14 protein-coding genes are annotated in these 14,328 nt (G+C 63.6%); all 14 read left to right on the top strand.

Annotation, left to right across the window (positions count from 1 at the left end; genetic code table 11):
- Positions 1–48: 48 nt before the first annotated feature.
- The 14 genes from NY78_RS11575 to NY78_RS11510 all read left to right on the top strand — a co-directional run bounded on the left by NY78_RS11575 (position 49) and on the right by NY78_RS11510 (position 14,297).
- A complete protein-coding gene (locus NY78_RS11575) occupies positions 49–1,263 on the top strand; it encodes an MFS transporter (protein ID WP_231583962.1) in 1,215 nt (404 codons plus the stop codon).
- Positions 1,260–1,661, top strand: coding sequence for a flagellar basal body-associated FliL family protein (locus tag NY78_RS11570; RefSeq protein WP_043635891.1), 402 nt, complete (start codon positions 1,260–1,262; stop codon positions 1,659–1,661). The genes NY78_RS11575 and NY78_RS11570 overlap by 4 nt, the downstream gene beginning before the upstream one ends.
- The gene (locus tag NY78_RS11565; protein WP_043635888.1) at positions 1,658–2,302 is read left to right on the top strand and encodes a histidine phosphatase family protein; all 645 of its coding nucleotides are present in this window, start codon (positions 1,658–1,660) and stop codon (positions 2,300–2,302) included. Before NY78_RS11570 ends, NY78_RS11565 begins: the two co-directional genes overlap by 4 nt.
- Positions 2,303–2,406: 104 nt before the next feature.
- Positions 2,407–2,865, top strand: coding sequence for a hypothetical protein (locus NY78_RS11560; protein ID WP_231583960.1), 459 nt, complete (start codon positions 2,407–2,409; stop codon positions 2,863–2,865).
- A 77-nt stretch (positions 2,866–2,942) separates the two neighbouring features.
- Positions 2,943–3,596, top strand: coding sequence for a lactate utilization protein (locus NY78_RS11555; protein WP_043635881.1), 654 nt, complete (start codon positions 2,943–2,945; stop codon positions 3,594–3,596).
- 36 nt (positions 3,597–3,632) lie between these two features.
- Entirely contained in the window at positions 3,633–4,358 is a 726-nt protein-coding gene (locus NY78_RS11550) for a hypothetical protein (RefSeq protein ID WP_043635878.1), read from the top strand.
- A gap of 168 nt (positions 4,359–4,526) precedes the next feature.
- Positions 4,527–5,702 carry a hypothetical protein gene (locus NY78_RS11545; RefSeq protein WP_043635875.1) on the top strand — a complete coding sequence of 392 codons (1,176 nt, stop codon included), beginning with the start codon at positions 4,527–4,529 and terminating at the stop codon, positions 5,700–5,702.
- 70 nt (positions 5,703–5,772) lie between these two features.
- Entirely contained in the window at positions 5,773–7,092 is a 1,320-nt protein-coding gene (locus tag NY78_RS11540) for an HDOD domain-containing protein (protein ID WP_043635873.1), read from the top strand.
- 31 nt (positions 7,093–7,123) lie between these two features.
- Entirely contained in the window at positions 7,124–8,515 is a 1,392-nt protein-coding gene (locus NY78_RS11535) for a sigma-54-dependent transcriptional regulator (RefSeq protein WP_043635870.1), read from the top strand.
- Between the two features lie 301 nt (positions 8,516–8,816).
- The gene (cpaB, locus tag NY78_RS11530) at positions 8,817–9,716 is read left to right on the top strand and encodes a Flp pilus assembly protein CpaB (RefSeq protein ID WP_043636013.1); all 900 of its coding nucleotides are present in this window, start codon (positions 8,817–8,819) and stop codon (positions 9,714–9,716) included.
- Positions 9,703–11,316, top strand: coding sequence for a type II and III secretion system protein family protein (locus NY78_RS11525; protein WP_043635867.1), 1,614 nt, complete (start codon positions 9,703–9,705; stop codon positions 11,314–11,316). Before cpaB ends, NY78_RS11525 begins: the two co-directional genes overlap by 14 nt.
- 42 nt (positions 11,317–11,358) lie before the next feature.
- Positions 11,359–11,631: a hypothetical protein gene (locus NY78_RS11520; RefSeq protein WP_043635865.1), complete on the top strand. Its 273-nt coding sequence runs from the start codon at positions 11,359–11,361 to the stop codon at positions 11,629–11,631.
- Complete coding sequence (locus NY78_RS11515) at positions 11,631–12,830, top strand: AAA family ATPase (protein WP_231583958.1); 1,200 nt, start codon at positions 11,631–11,633, stop codon at positions 12,828–12,830. The genes NY78_RS11520 and NY78_RS11515 overlap by 1 nt, the downstream gene beginning before the upstream one ends.
- Positions 12,831–12,926: 96 nt before the next feature.
- Positions 12,927–14,297, top strand: coding sequence for a CpaF family protein (locus tag NY78_RS11510; RefSeq protein WP_043635861.1), 1,371 nt, complete (start codon positions 12,927–12,929; stop codon positions 14,295–14,297).
- The last annotated feature ends 31 nt before the right edge of the window (positions 14,298–14,328 follow it).

Below are 14,328 nucleotides of genomic sequence, written 5' to 3'. Positions count from 1 at the left end.
GCGGATATCGTACGTTGCGCCCTTTTCTCCGTTGCCGTTCGGGAGTATGTGAACCAAGGTCGGACCGCTTGGGAGGAAGAGATGGGGATCTGGGCGCTTTTGGTACTCTACGCGGCGACGGTCTGCGGCATTTCCTCCATCTACGCTCCCCAGCCGTTGTTGCCGCTTTTGGCTGAGGCCTACGGGGTTTCCCAGTCCACTGCCTCCCTGTCCGTCACCGCCACGATGTTGCCGCTGGGAATCGCTCCCTTGGCCTATGGCTTTTTTCTTGACGCGACCCCGGCCCGGCCGCTCATCGGCCTTTCGCTGGGGCTGCTCTCCGTCACCACCGCCTGCCTGCCCTTATGCCCGGATTTCGAGCTTTTTCTGGCGCTGCGGGTTGTTCAGGGCTTGGCGGTGCCGGCGCTTCTGACGTCGCTTATGACCTATTTGGCCACGGCCGCCTCTCCGGGCGCGCTGCGCCGGGTCATGGCCGCCTATATCGCCGTGACCGTGTTTGGCGGATTTTTCGGCCGGTTCTTTTCCGGGCTTGTCGCCAACGCCTTGGGCTGGCACATTCCATTTTACTGTCTTGGGGGGACGCTGTTCGTGTGTGCCCTGGCCTGTCTGACGCTCCCCCGGGACGCCCGATCGGCTTTTTTGCCCATCCGTCTTGGCGATGCGCCCCAGGTGCTTGGCAAGCCTGGTTTTCTGACCACCTACGCGGTGGTGGCCCTGCTCTTTTTCGTGTTTTCCGGGATGCTCAATCTGCTGCCCTTCCGATTGGCCGAACTGTCTGGAGGTTATTCGCCGCTTCGGGCCGGGGCCATGTACTGCGGCTATCTGATGGGCATTATCGCCTGCCTGACCTCCCATCGCCTCTCGCGTCGTCTGGGGGGGCCGGCCCGAACCATGATTCTTGGCGCAGGCGTGGTTATCGGGGCGGCCGGGCTTTTTTCCCTGCCGGCCCCGGAAGCGATTTTCGCCAGTGTGTTCGTACTGTGCTCGGGCATGTTCATGGCCCACTCCGTGGCCCCGGGTGTGCTCAACAGTGCCGAGGCCGAGCACAAGGGCCTTGTCAACGGACTCTATATTTCTTTTTACTATTCCGGCGGGGCGCTTGGCACCTACCTGCCTGGGCTGGTCCTGTCCCATTTTGGCTTTCCAGCGGCAGCGGCGACGCTGGTTGCAGCGGCGGTGCTTGGAATGCTGGTGGCCTTTTCGCTGGGCCGGGTCGCCCTGGCCGGTGGGGGACACGGCCCCAGTCGGACGGAGGAAGCATGAGGCGCCGAGTCTGGCTGGCGGCGGCCCTCTGGCTGGCAATGCTTGCCGCGCCGCGCCACGGGCTGGCCCAAGGCGAACCCGTGGCGCGCGGCGGCGGGGTGACCTACCCGGGGTTTGACGTCAATATCGACGACGGCGGGCGGCTTGGCCGGTTGCGTCTGGCTTTTGAGGTGCTCTTTACGGACGAGCAGGGGGCGAAAATGGCGGCCGCCCCCCAGGTCAAGGAGTCGCTTCTCCTGTATCTACGGGGAAAGACAGCGGCCCAATTGCTGGGGCCACGGGGCCGGGAAACGCTTCGCCGGGAGCTTTTGGACCAGATTAACGACGCAATCGGCGGCCCCCGGGCCATCCGTTTGTACTATCTTGACTATCTCGTCATCAAAGCAGGAACGCCATGACCGTTATACGCTGCATCCGCCACGGCCAAAGCGCCTCCAACGCCGGGGAAATCACCCAATATCCGGATACCATTCCTTTGACCGGCCTGGGCCATTCCCAGGCCGCCCTGGTGGCGTCGTGTTTCAATAAGCCTCCAAGACTTATTATATTTTCCTCCTTCGACCGGGCCGTGCAGACGGCCGAACCCCTGTGCGAACGCTTTCCGGACGTCCCAGTGGCGGTCTGGCCGGTGCAGGAATTCACCTATCTGGCCCCGCGCCACTATCTGGGCACCCGGCGGGGGGACCGCCACGACGCCGTGGAGTCCTATTGGAAGCGTCTTGATCCGATGGCCCGGGACGGGGAGGGGGCCGAGTCCTTCCTGGCCTTCTGGGACCGGGTGGACTCCTTTCTCGACCGTTTGGCCGGGGTAGCGGGCCATGTCGCGGTTTTTACCCATGGGCAGTTTTTGCGCGGGGTGATGTTGCGTGTCTTGTGTGGGCGGTTGGGGGTGGAGGAAGCCATGTTCCGCTTTCGGGCCTTTCGCCAGGCCGTGGCCATTCCCAACGCCGCCATGGTGGTCCTTGGCCTGTCGCAGCGCGCGCCCATGCTTGGCCCGGTGATGACCGATCATCTGCCGCCGGAACTGCTTTCCACGTAATAATTCAAAAGCAATAATATTTTTGACGTTGACCCGTTGAAACACCGTATTCCTTGCTTTATAAGGTTGGTGTTTGGCAGTGTGCGGGAACGCGGGAAGGGGTGATGATGGGGCGCGAATGGATGACACGGCCGGAGGGGCTTTTACAGGTGTTGCTCCTGTGGTTGCTGCTGACCTCGGGGCTGCCTGCGGCCCAGACCCTTGCGGCCGAAGCGCCGCGCCGGGCCGGAAGCTATTGGGCCGGCCTTTCCAGGGAACAGAAAACCGATCTGGTGCTGGGGATCTTCGACGGATTTAACCTGAATGAGAATATCCTCGGCATAACGCTCAAAAACGAATACACGATCTGTTCCGACATCATGGAAAGCATCATGCGACAGTCTGACGCCTATTTCGCAGACATGCCGGCCGGACGCATCGTCACCGGGTTGGACAGTTTTTATGCCGAGCGCAAAAATAAAAATATTCCAATATCCTGGGGTGTCTGGGTGGTGGTGCGCAAAAACCGGCGCGACCCGACGCTGCCTGAATTCCTTGAAGAACTGCGGAACCTGTATCCCTGACCGTCAAGCGTCTTGCTTTTTTGGGGGACGCGATTAAAAGGGCTTGCGCCGCCGGTCCGGGCGGGCAAGGAGGCGTCATGCAGGCTCCTATCGACGCATATTACGCCAAACGGCTGGAACAAACAGCCAAAGCCCTGGTCGCCAACCACTTCGAGTCCTATCTCGTGGCCGATGCCGAGGCTGCCGGCGCTCTGGTCCTGGAAACCATTTTGCCGCAGACCGCAGCCAAGGTTATTTCTTTTGGTGGCTCCATGACCCTTGCCGCCACCGGACTGCCGGCTGCCCTGGCTCAGGCGCCGGGCGTGTCGATCATAAACACCCTGGATCACAGCGTGTCGCCTGAAGAACTCTATGAGCGTCGTCGCCAGGCCTTGCTGGCCGACCTGTTTCTCACCGGCTCCAACGCCGTCACGGAGGACGGGGTCCTGGTCAACCTGGACATGATCGGGAACCGGGCCTGTGCCATTGCCTTTGGTCCCAAACATGTCGTGGTCATTGCCGGGCGCAACAAGATCGTGCCCGATGTCGACGCCGCCAGGGTCCGCATCAAGAATTTCGCCGCACCGGTCAATGCCCTGCGGCTGTCGAAAAAAACGCCGTGCACTGCCACCGCCCACTGTGAGGATTGCGGCAGCCCGCAGCGCATCTGCAACGTGTGGACCATTGCCGAGAAGTGCTTCCCCCGGGGACGCGTCACGGTGATCTTGGTCAATCAGGATCTGGGATTCTAACAGGACCGTCGCGCACGGTCGGATGAGGAACCGGCATTGGTTTGGAAGAAGATACCCACGGAAGCGGATTATTTCCATTGTGAGGCGGGAACGGATTATTTCATCTGCGAAGAGGGCTTTGTCGTCGAAGGCCGCTTTTTGCAGGAGGGGCAGGCCAACCTGGACAAGGCTATCTGGCCTACGGTGCAAGGCAGCCGGGCCTATATCCGGGTGCGCCGCAAAGGCGTGGACAAGAAGTTCCAGCTGGTACGGATTTTTGCCGAACTGTTCCCGGAAATGCTCGGCGTCGAACTGACGTTGCGCACGCGGAAGGGACCGTTCACCCTGCGTATCGAGGCTGATGTCGACGAGGAGGAGGCTCCCCCGCGTCCGACTCCGGCCAAGGTGCGCAAGGAAAAGCCTGTGCGCAAGGAGCGCGAGGAAGAACGGGCGGAGCCGGCCGAGGAACTTCAGGAAATGCCCGAAGAGGCCTTTGCCGAGGAGGAGGAAGACGACGAACCCTCGGCTCCCCTGGCCGACAACCGGCTGTGCCGGGTCTGCAATCTGCGCAAACGCTCTTCGGAATTCAGCCCCCGGGAGGATATGTGCCTGGACTGCTATATGGGCCGCGATGAACTGTTAAAGGAAATCATTGCGCGTCGTCGCCGCAAGACCAAGACCGCCGCCCCCCGGGCAGCCGAGGAACATTCCGAGGGCAGCGGCGGGGATGACAACCTGGATTCCTTTGGCCGCATGGATTTCGGTATTTCTTTGCCCGAATAGATCCGCCGGGCGTGTTCCACAGTGGGTGGAGCGCGCCCGGTTTCCCTCTCCGGGCGGTGGAGTATCGCAGTGGCCCTTGGCCGCGTCAGGCCCCGCCCGGAGCCATCGACCCCGGTCGGCACACTTCTGGCGTCAGCACGGGCAACGCTCCAACCCCGGGAGAGAGCCATGCCGAGACCGCCTGATTCCGTTTCCCCCGCACCGGACGGCAGCCCGTCGCCAGAACGCAATCTGCGCGAAATCGACCTGATCCTGCCCCTGGCCGCCGCCATCTGCATCGCCCTTGGTTGGTACGTGCTCCTCGATTACGAGCGCGTGGTCATTCCCCTGGCCGCCGGTTCGCCGGCCGTGGAGAGCCGGCTTGCGCTCATGCGTCTGGTCATGGCGCTCTTAAGCGTTGGAGGCCTGGGCCTGTCTTTGCTGGCCGCCCGCGATGCCAGACGCCGACGGCAGGCCGAAGCCTCGCTGCAGTTGGCCCATGCCGCCCTGGCCCGGCGCATGGCCAGGCGCACCGACATCCTGCGCCTGCGCACCAGAGCCCTTCGCGAGGCCAGGCTGCGCGAACGTCTGGCGGAAAGCGAAGCCGAGACCGCCTTTGCCGCCGGCCGCGTGGAGGCTGCCGGGGCCTACCTGCACGAAGTGGGCAACAGCCTGTCCGCCATGGACCTGGAACTCCTGCGCCTGACCCGCGCCCTGGCTGTCGGGCCGCGTCTGGATGCTGTGTTTCGGACCTTCGAGAGCGACATCCGCTCCGGCGACCTGGAGACGGCCATGGCCACGGCGGGCCTGCTGCGGGAAATACTGCTTGGTCGGGCGTTGCCGCGTCTGTCCGCCGGGGTGGGCGCTCTTGCCGAAGTCAAGGACCGCATGGCCGCCGACCTGGAACGCCATAGGGGCGACTTCGAGCGCCTGGGTCCGGTTGCGCCGTATTTGCAGGAGGTGCGCCTGGATGTGGAGGTGGCGGCCATCCTCGATAGGATGCCCAGGTCGGCCGGCAGTGATCCGGTGATGCGCCAACTGGCAGGCGGCGTGCGCATCCGCACGCGCAAGCAGCCCTTTCTGGCCGGGCTGGCGGCGCTTTTGCGCCAGGTCCTGGATGCGGCCACGGACGCGGTGACCGTGCGTCTTGAACAGGAGCCGGACGGCTCGGCCGTCCTGACCCTCGACGGAGCCGGCCTGCCCGAGGTCGAGTCCGGGGCCGTGGCCGACTGCATCAACTTCATCAATGAGAACAGCGGCACGCTGCGCCAGTATCCGGGCGCTCCCGGCCGGCCGCCCCGTCTGGTTGTCAAGCTGGACGCACGGTTGCCCAAGGCCCCGGCACCTGTTTCCGGCCTTTCTTGACAGCATGGCGCAAACCCGTATGATTACGGGATCACTGGCGTACTATTTACGAAATGAAACGACGGGGGCCATGGTCAGACGCACTGTTTCCGAGCTCTCTCCCGGCATGGTGCTGGCCGAGGATGCACTGACTCCGGGCGGACGGTTTCTCATGCCCAGGGGCACGATTCTTGACGCCGGCCATCTGAAGTCCCTTGTGGCCTGGAATCTGACCGAGGTGACGGTGATCGCCGCCGCCGAGGCCAATCCCCAGTCGACCGAGGCGCCGCCGTCGTCGGCCTCTGCCCCCGTGGCCGACGACGACGGCGACGGTCGGGCGGCGGCCGAGGCCGCCCTGGCCGAGCGGTTTGCCTGTTCCGACGTGGCCGGCGGCCCGACAGCCGTGTTGTATCGGCTGGCCCTGGACCGGGAAGTCAGGCGGCTTCAGGCCGGCGGCCCTGTTGCCGACCAGACGCCCGTTGCCGAGGAGCGCAGCCGGCGTCCGATCGATCCGGCGACGCCCGGGCCGCTTTCCCTGGAAGGGCTGTTGCGCGACGAACCCAAGCTCGTCTCCCCGCCAGAAGTCTATCTGCGTATCAACGACGTCCTGAAAGATCCGGCCAGTACCGTTGATGACGCGGCCGAGAGCATCAAACACGACCCATCCCTGGCCGCCAAGCTGTTGCGTCTGGTCAACAGCTCCTACTACGCCCGCACCATGCGGGCCATGCGCGGCCGTTTTCCAGCCAAGATCGACAGCCTGTCCCGGGCCGTCATGGTGGTCGGGGCGCGCCAGCTCGCCACCCTGGCCCTGGGCGTCTCCGTCCTGCCGCTTTTTCAGGACATCCCGCCCCAGTGGGTCAACATGCGTCTTTTCTGGGAGCACAGCGTCGGCTGCGCCGCCGCGGCCCAGGCCATTGCCGCCGCCACCGGCCGGATCAACGCCGAGACCGCCTTTGTGGCCGGATTGCTCCACGACATCGGCCGGATCATCACCTTCAAGCAGGCCGTCGTCCATATGGGTGTGGCCATGCGCCGGGCCGAGGTCGAGGCTGTGCCGCTTTTTGTGGTCGAACGCGAGGTCATCGGTTTCGACCATGCCGCCCTGGGCGGCCATTTGCTCCAGAAATGGCAATTTCCGGCCAATCTGGAAAAGATGGTGCGCTATCACCACGATCTGGGCGAACCGCTTTTTATTGATGAGCCGGCCGTGATCCATCTGGCCGATATTGTGGCTACGGCCATGGGCTGGGGCGGCAGCGGCAACCGCCGGGTGCCGCCGCTTGATCCTGCCGCCTGGGAAGCCCTGGGCCTGACCGAAGACGGCTTGGCCGGACTCGTTCCTGTCATGGAGGCCCGGTTGGCCGAGACCATGCGGAGTTTTTTCCCGGACCACCAGGGACCGCCATGAGACGGTTCGCAACTGCTTTGCCGGAGCGCTGATGCCTGCCCGAATTCTGGTTATCGACGACGATGCGGCGTTCAGGGACATGCTGTGCGAGGCCCTTCTGTCGCGGGATTTCGATCCGGTCGGGGTCGGGTCGGCCGAGGAAGGCGTGGCCCGGGCCAAGGCCGAAGCCTTTGATCTGGTCCTGACCGACGTCATGCTGCCCGGCATGGACGGCATTGAGGGACTCTCAAAAATCAAGGAAGCCGCCCCGGAGAGCGAGGTCATCGTCATGACCGGCTACTCGGCCCGGGAAAAAGCCCTGGATGCGGTGCGCCTGGGGGCCTACGACTTTTTTGCCAAGCCCTTTTCCCTGGCCGAAATGGAAGTGGTCCTGCGCCGCGCCCTGGAGCGGCGCACGCTGTTGGCCGAACTGCGGCAGCTCAAGTCGGTCATGGCCTCGGGCCGGGGGCCGATCATCGTCGGCCAGTCGCCGCCCATGCGGGCCGTGGTGGATATGGTGCGTCGGGTCGCGCCGCTCGACTCCACGGTGCTTATCACCGGCGAGTCCGGGTCGGGCAAGGAAGTGGTGGCCGACGCCATCCAGGCCTTGAGCAAGCGGGCGACGGCGCCCTTTGTCAAGGTCAACTGTGCGGCTATTCCTGAAAATCTCCTGGAATCAGAGTTGTTTGGTCACGAAAAAGGGGCCTTCACCGGTGCTGTGGCCCTCAAAAAGGGCAAGTTCGAGCTGGCCAACCAGGGCACCATCATGCTCGACGAAATCGGCGATATGCCGCTTTTTTTGCAGCCCAAGCTCCTGCGCGCCGTGGAACAGAAACAGATCGAACGGGTGGGCGGGGCCAAACCCATCGACATCGACATTCGCATTATTGCCGCCACCAACCAGGACCTGCAAAACCTGGTCGCCCAGAAGCTCTTTCGGGCCGACCTCTATTACCGCTTAAGCGTCGCGGCCGTCCCCTTGCCGCCGCTGCGTGAGCGCAAGGAGGACCTGCCGCTTTTGGTCGGCCACTTCCTGGAGCGCATCGGTCCCCGGGTGGGCGTCAATTTGCGGGGGGTGTCCCGCGAAGGGATGCAGCTGCTCTTTGATTACGACTGGCCGGGCAACGTCCGGCAGTTGGCCAATCTGCTGGAGCGGGCCGCCATCATGAGTTCGGGCGAGGTTCTGACCGCCGTCGAGATTGGCCGGGCCTTGGACCGGCCGACGCGGCTGGTCCCGGAGGATGCCGGACCGGACGACCTCCCGGAGGCGGCCGGCAATCTGCGGGACACTCTGCAGGACATGGAGCGCAATATGATCCTTACTGCCCTCAAAAAAGCCGGGGGCAGCCAGAAGGATGCCGCCCGCAGTCTGGGGGTCAGTCCCAAGAATCTGTGGAACAAGATCCAGAAGCACCGCATCGACCCGACCGAATATTCAGCCTGATTTCCCAGAGACCGTATCTTGGCTCGGCCGACGGAAGCGATTCCGTCGGCCTTTCTTTTTGGCAGGCTTTTTGCTTTAGCCTCTGTGCCCGGGACCGGCGAGCTGCTCCCCAAAGCCCGCAAATCGGGGCCACGCGGGGGGTGCAACCCGGAAAGGCCGGTCCGGCAGGCCGGATGGTGTTTAAAAAGGCGCTCCGATTCCGGCTGGCGACTTGAACCGTTTAATAAAGTCATACGCCGGCGTTCCCTTCAAGGACCAGGACGCGGCCAATCGACCCAAGGACGAGCAGGCGGAGGCCCGCATGAAATCCAAGGCCGTACCCCACATGATTCTGGCCGTCATCCTGGCGCTTGTTGCCGGGGTGCTGACGATTCGCTGGTTGGGATCAATGCGCACCGCCCAAACGAATCAGGTCAAGGTGGCGGCTCCCAAAAGCGACGTTCTCGTGGCGGCCCGCGCCATTCCCAAGGGAGCGCGCCTGGATGCCGCCATGGTCAAAGTGAAGCCCTATGAGGCCGAAGCCGTGCCCCAGGGCGCCCTGCGCGACCCGGCCGAGGCCTACGGACGCATCAGCGCCCGTGATATTTCCCCTGACGATCCCATCACCCCGGACAAGCTCATGCCCAAGGGCGCGGTCAGCGGCGGCCTGGACGCCTCGGTGGAGCCGGGCAAGCGGGCCTTTACCGTCAAAGGCTCCAAACTGATGGGGGCCGGCGGGCTCATCACCCCGGGCTGCCGGGTGGACGTCCTGGTCACCTATTCCCAGCCAGGGGCCAAGAACGACGAGAAGGTCAACAAGACCATCCTGGAAAATGTTCCTCTGCTGACCACCGGCACCGAGCGCGAAACGAAAATCGGCAAGGATGGCCGCGAGGAATTGGCCAATACCGATTTTTTCACCCTGATGGTCACCCCTGAGGAGGCGGAGCGTCTGGCCCTGGCTGCCGATCTCGGCAGCATGCATCTGGCCCTGCGCAAGCCCGGCGACGAGGATATGGTGGCGACATCCGGAGCCGATGTGGCCCGAAGCCTCGAAGCCTTTGCCGCTGCTCCGGCCGGGCCGCCCGTCGAACCGGAACCGAGCCTGGCCGAGGACACGAGCTACAGTGTGGAGACCATCCGGGGCACGGAACGCGAGCGGGTGCGCCTTGATGCCCTGGGTGCGACGACGAAGGAGGAGAAAGGCCATGCCAAGCCGTAGTATGCGACATCTGGGAGCGCGCCTTCTGGCGCTTGCCCTGTCCCTGTCCCTGGTTACGGCTTCCTACGCCGCTCCGGCCAGCGTGCGGCCGGTGGCGGTGCGCTCCGCCCCGCGGCTTGCCCTGACCATCGGCAAGTCCGTCATTTTGCAAAGTGAAACCGACATTGCCCGGGTCTCCGTGGCCCAGCCCGATGTGGCCGATTTCGTCCTGCTCTCGCCGCGCCAGGTCTATGTCACCGGCCGCGCCCCGGGCATCACCAACCTGACCTTGTGGGACAAGGGCGACAAGATCCGCACGGTCTACGACCTCGACGTGGCTCCGGACGTGTCGCGGCTCAAAAAGATGCTCCACGACACCATGCCCGGCGAGACCGGCATCGAGGTCATGGCCAGTCAGGACTCCATTGCCCTGTCCGGCACGGTGCGCGATGCCGAAAGCCTGAAAAAAGCCCTGGCCATGGCCGAGGTGTACGCCCCCAAAAAGGTCCTGAACCTGCTTTCGGTCGCCGGCGTGCAGCAGGTCATGCTGGAAGTGCGGGTGGCCGAGATGTCCAAGACCCTGGTCAACCGCATGGGCATCAACTTAAACGCCATTGGCGACGGCAATTTCGGCTACACCCTGATCGGTGGTCTCACCTCCATCGCTGCCGCGGCGTTCAATGTCGACAATGTCCAAAATGTCTATAAGTACGCCAGTGTGCCGGGCTGGGAACTGCAAGACGCCGACGGCAACACGACCGGTCATTTCCCGGAATCGTCCGCGGTCCAGACGCGCTATCGGGAGTTTAACACCAATGCCAACAAAGAGACGATGGCGCTGAGCCAGGGCACGGCTGCCATGCGGTTCAATACCAACTGGGGCGGGGCCGGCAACACGACCATGACCGCCGTCATCGACATGCTCAAGCAAAACGGGCTGGTCAAGATCCTGGCCGAGCCCAATCTCGTGTGCCTAAACGGCCAGTCGGCCAAGTTTCTGGCCGGCGGCGAGATCCCGGTCCCGGTGCCGTCGGGCCTTGGCACCACCAGCATCGAGTGGAAGGAGTTCGGCGTGGGCCTTAAATTCACGCCCACCGTGGCCTCGGGCGAACGCATCAGCCTGCAGGTCAACCCCGAGGTGTCCGACCTCGACTACACCCGGGCCATCCAGATCCAGGGCTTTACCATCCCGGCCATCAACACCCGGCGCACCTCCACTACGGTGGAACTCAAAAACGGCCAGAGCTTTGCCGTGGCCGGGCTGCTCAAGGAAGAGGCCCGCAGCGCCATGGACAAGTACCCGGTGCTTGGCGACATCCCGGTCCTTGGCAACCTCTTTAAGAGTTCCCAGTACCAGAAGGACCAGTCCGAGCTGGTGATCATCATCACGGCCCATCTGGTCAAGCCGCTGGATAAGAAGTCCATGAAACTGCCGACGGACATGGTGCATGAACCCGACGATCTGGAATTTTTCCTGGGCATCCACCAGCAGGACACGGCCCAGGCCGGGGCACAGGCGCCGGCCATGGCCCGGACCGGGGCGGAATTGGACGGCGAATTCGGCCATGCCGTGCCCCTGGCTGCGGCTGCGCCGCGCCAGCCGGACGGCAAGGGCTATTAACCGGCCGACGGCCGGATACGGACGACACACAGGAGCGACGCCATGCAATGCAAGTTCTACCTCCTCGCTGCGGCCCTGGCCGCGGTCCTGGCCGGCTGTCAGGCCGAGAAAGAGCCCTTGAGCTGGGATTACGGCAAGGCGTACCATACGGTCTTTGAGAATCAGAAGATTGATCCGGCGGCCGGGGACGACAGCCCGGTCCTGGGGATGGACGGCGCCCGGGCCGGCCTGGCCTACGAACGGATGGAAAAGGCCGCGCCAGACGAGAAGGCGAATCAGTCAGGCGCGTTTGAGGCCTTCCTCAAGCAGAAATAATGCTGCCGACCGGAGGGAAGGGCACCACCATGCGCGACAAACTCACCGTGATCCTGGATATGGACCCCACGCCGGCCCGGGGGGTGTTCGAGGAGTGTCTGTCTGAGGACGGCGATTTCGAGGTGCTCGGGGCCGGCGAGGAATACGCCGATCTGCTCGTGCGCGAGCTTGCCCCGGATGGAGGCGAGGCCCAGCTTGAGGCCGTGGCTGACATGGTCGCCCGGCGCGGCGAGCGGGAGGTGTTTTTAACGGCTCCGGTCTACGACGCCGAGGTGCTCATGCGGCTCATGCGCCAGGGCGTGCGCGAATTTTTCCCCCAGCCGGTCAATCACGAGGAAGTCCGCATGGCCCTTTGGCGCTTCAAGGAGCGCCGGGAGGCCGCCCTTGGCCCCAAGCGCAGCAAGCAGGGCCGCATCGTCAGCATCTTCGGGGCCAAGGGAGGAGTCGGCACCACCTCGCTGGCCGTCAATCTGGCTGCGGCCTGCCAGACCCACAAACCCGGGGCCACGGTGGCCCTCATGGACATGAATCTGCCCTTTGGCGAGGCCCAGCTCTTTCTCGACATCGCCCCCAAATACCATTGGGGCGAAGTGCTGGGCAACATCAGCCGCTTGGACGCCACCTATCTCATGAGCGTCATGTCCCGCCATCCCTCGGGGATCTATCTGCTGGCCCCGCCAAGCCGGCTCGACGATCTGCAGATGGCTACGCCGGAAAATATCTCCAGGCTCCTGGAACTCATGCGCCAGGTCTTTGATACCGTGGTCATCGATCTTGGCATGTATCTGGACGAAATAACGCTCAAGGTCATGGACATATCCGACGCCATTGTCTTGGTGTGCGTCCAGAATTTGCCCTGTCTGGCCAATGTGCGGCGCTTTTTGGACAACATCCGCCATGCCGATTCCGGTCTTGAAGAAAAACTCAAAATTGTGGTCAACCGCCACCTCGACGAGAGCGATCTGGTGGTGGAGGACATGGAAAAGGCTCTGGGGCTGCCGGTTTTCTGGCGCGTGCCCAACGACTACAAGACTACGCTCGCGGCCATAAACCAGGGCAAGACCCTGCTTGAAACCGCGCCGCGCGCACCGGTGACCCGTTCCCTGGGCGATCTGGCCGCCACCCTGGCTCCGGTCCAGACGGCAGAGGAAGCCAAAAAGCCTCTGTTTGGCCTCAAGTTTCTGCGCGGCCGATCCTGACCCGGACGGCCTCGCCAGGGGCCGGTGGCGGCTGGGGTGAAACGGTGCTAAGGGAATATTGCGGCGAAAGCGCCAAACCGGTGAAGGAGTCCACGCATGGAACGCGGCCGCCCGCCCATTTTGCGCCACCAGATGCCCCGTCTCCAGACGCCTGCGCCCGAGCGCAAGGAGTCGGGCATCGCCAGGGACGAATACTACGAAATAAAGACCCGCATCCATGACCGGCTGATCGACCTTATTGACCTGTCGTTGCTCGACAGCCTGGATGAGAGCTCGCTTGGGGGGGAGATCGGCAAAATCGTCGAGCGGCTGTTGCGCGACGAATTCTTCCAGACCCCGCTCAATCAGATCGAGCGCGATCGGCTCATAAACGAGGTCAAGGACGAGATGCTCGGCCTTGGTCCCCTGGAGCCGTTTCTCAAGGACCCAAGCGTCAACGACATCCTGGTCAATTCCTATCGTCAGATCTACGTGGAGCGCAGCGGCAAGCTCGTGCTGACCGAATCGCGCTTCAAGGACAATGATCACTTAAAAAAGATCATCGACCGCATCGTCTCCCGGGTCGGCCGGCGGGTGGACGAATCCTCGCCCATGGTGGACGCGCGCCTGCCCGACGGCTCCCGCGTCAACGCCATCATCCCGCCCCTGGCCATTGACGGCCCGGCCCTGTCCATCCGCAAATTCGCCAAGGAAAAGCTCACCATCGAGGATCTCATCCGCTACAAGGCCATGACCCGGGACATTGCCGACGTCCTGCAAGGCATTGTCCTGGCCCGGCTCAATATCCTCATTTCCGGCGGCACGGGCACGGGCAAGACCACCATGCTCAACTGCCTTTCGGGGTTTATTCCCCACGACGAACGCATCGTCACCGTGGAAGACGCGGCCGAACTCCAGCTCAAGCAGGACCATGTGGTCCGTCTGGAATCACGTCCGCCCAACATCGAAGGACGCGGCGAGGTGACCCAGCGCGATCTGGTGCGCAACTGCCTGCGTATGCGCCCCGACCGCATCATCGTCGGCGAAGTGCGCGGGGCCGAGGCCCTCGACATGCTCCAGGCCATGAATACCGGCCACGACGGGTCCCTGGCCACGCTCCACGCCAACACCCCCCGCGACGCGCTCATGCGCCTGGAAACACTGGTGGCCATGGCCGGACTCAATATATCCGCCCTGTCGCTTAAACGCTACATCGCCTCGGCCGTGGACGTCATTGTCCAGATCTCGCGCTTTTCCGACGGCAGCCGCAAACTGGTCAGTTTCCAGGAACTGACCGGCATGGAAGGCGAGGTCATCACCATGCAGGAGATTTTCGCCTTCGAGCAGCGCGGCATGACGGCCGACGCCAAGGTCAAGGGCGCGTTTTTGGCCCGGGGCATCCGGCCCAAGTTTGCCGTGCGTTTCGAGTCCAAGGGCATCAAGATGCCGGAAGGCATTTTCGATCCCCGCAACGTGGCCGAGGTCTGACAGCGTGAATGCCACCCGTCAATGCGCCGGC

Origin of the sequence: Desulfovibrio sp. TomC (assembly GCF_000801335.2) — a bacterium.
Taxonomy (GTDB): Bacteria; Desulfobacterota; Desulfovibrionia; order Desulfovibrionales; family Desulfovibrionaceae; genus Solidesulfovibrio.
The sequence above is the reverse complement of the archived record's forward strand: the minus strand, read 5'-3'. Positions and strand labels throughout refer to the sequence as shown.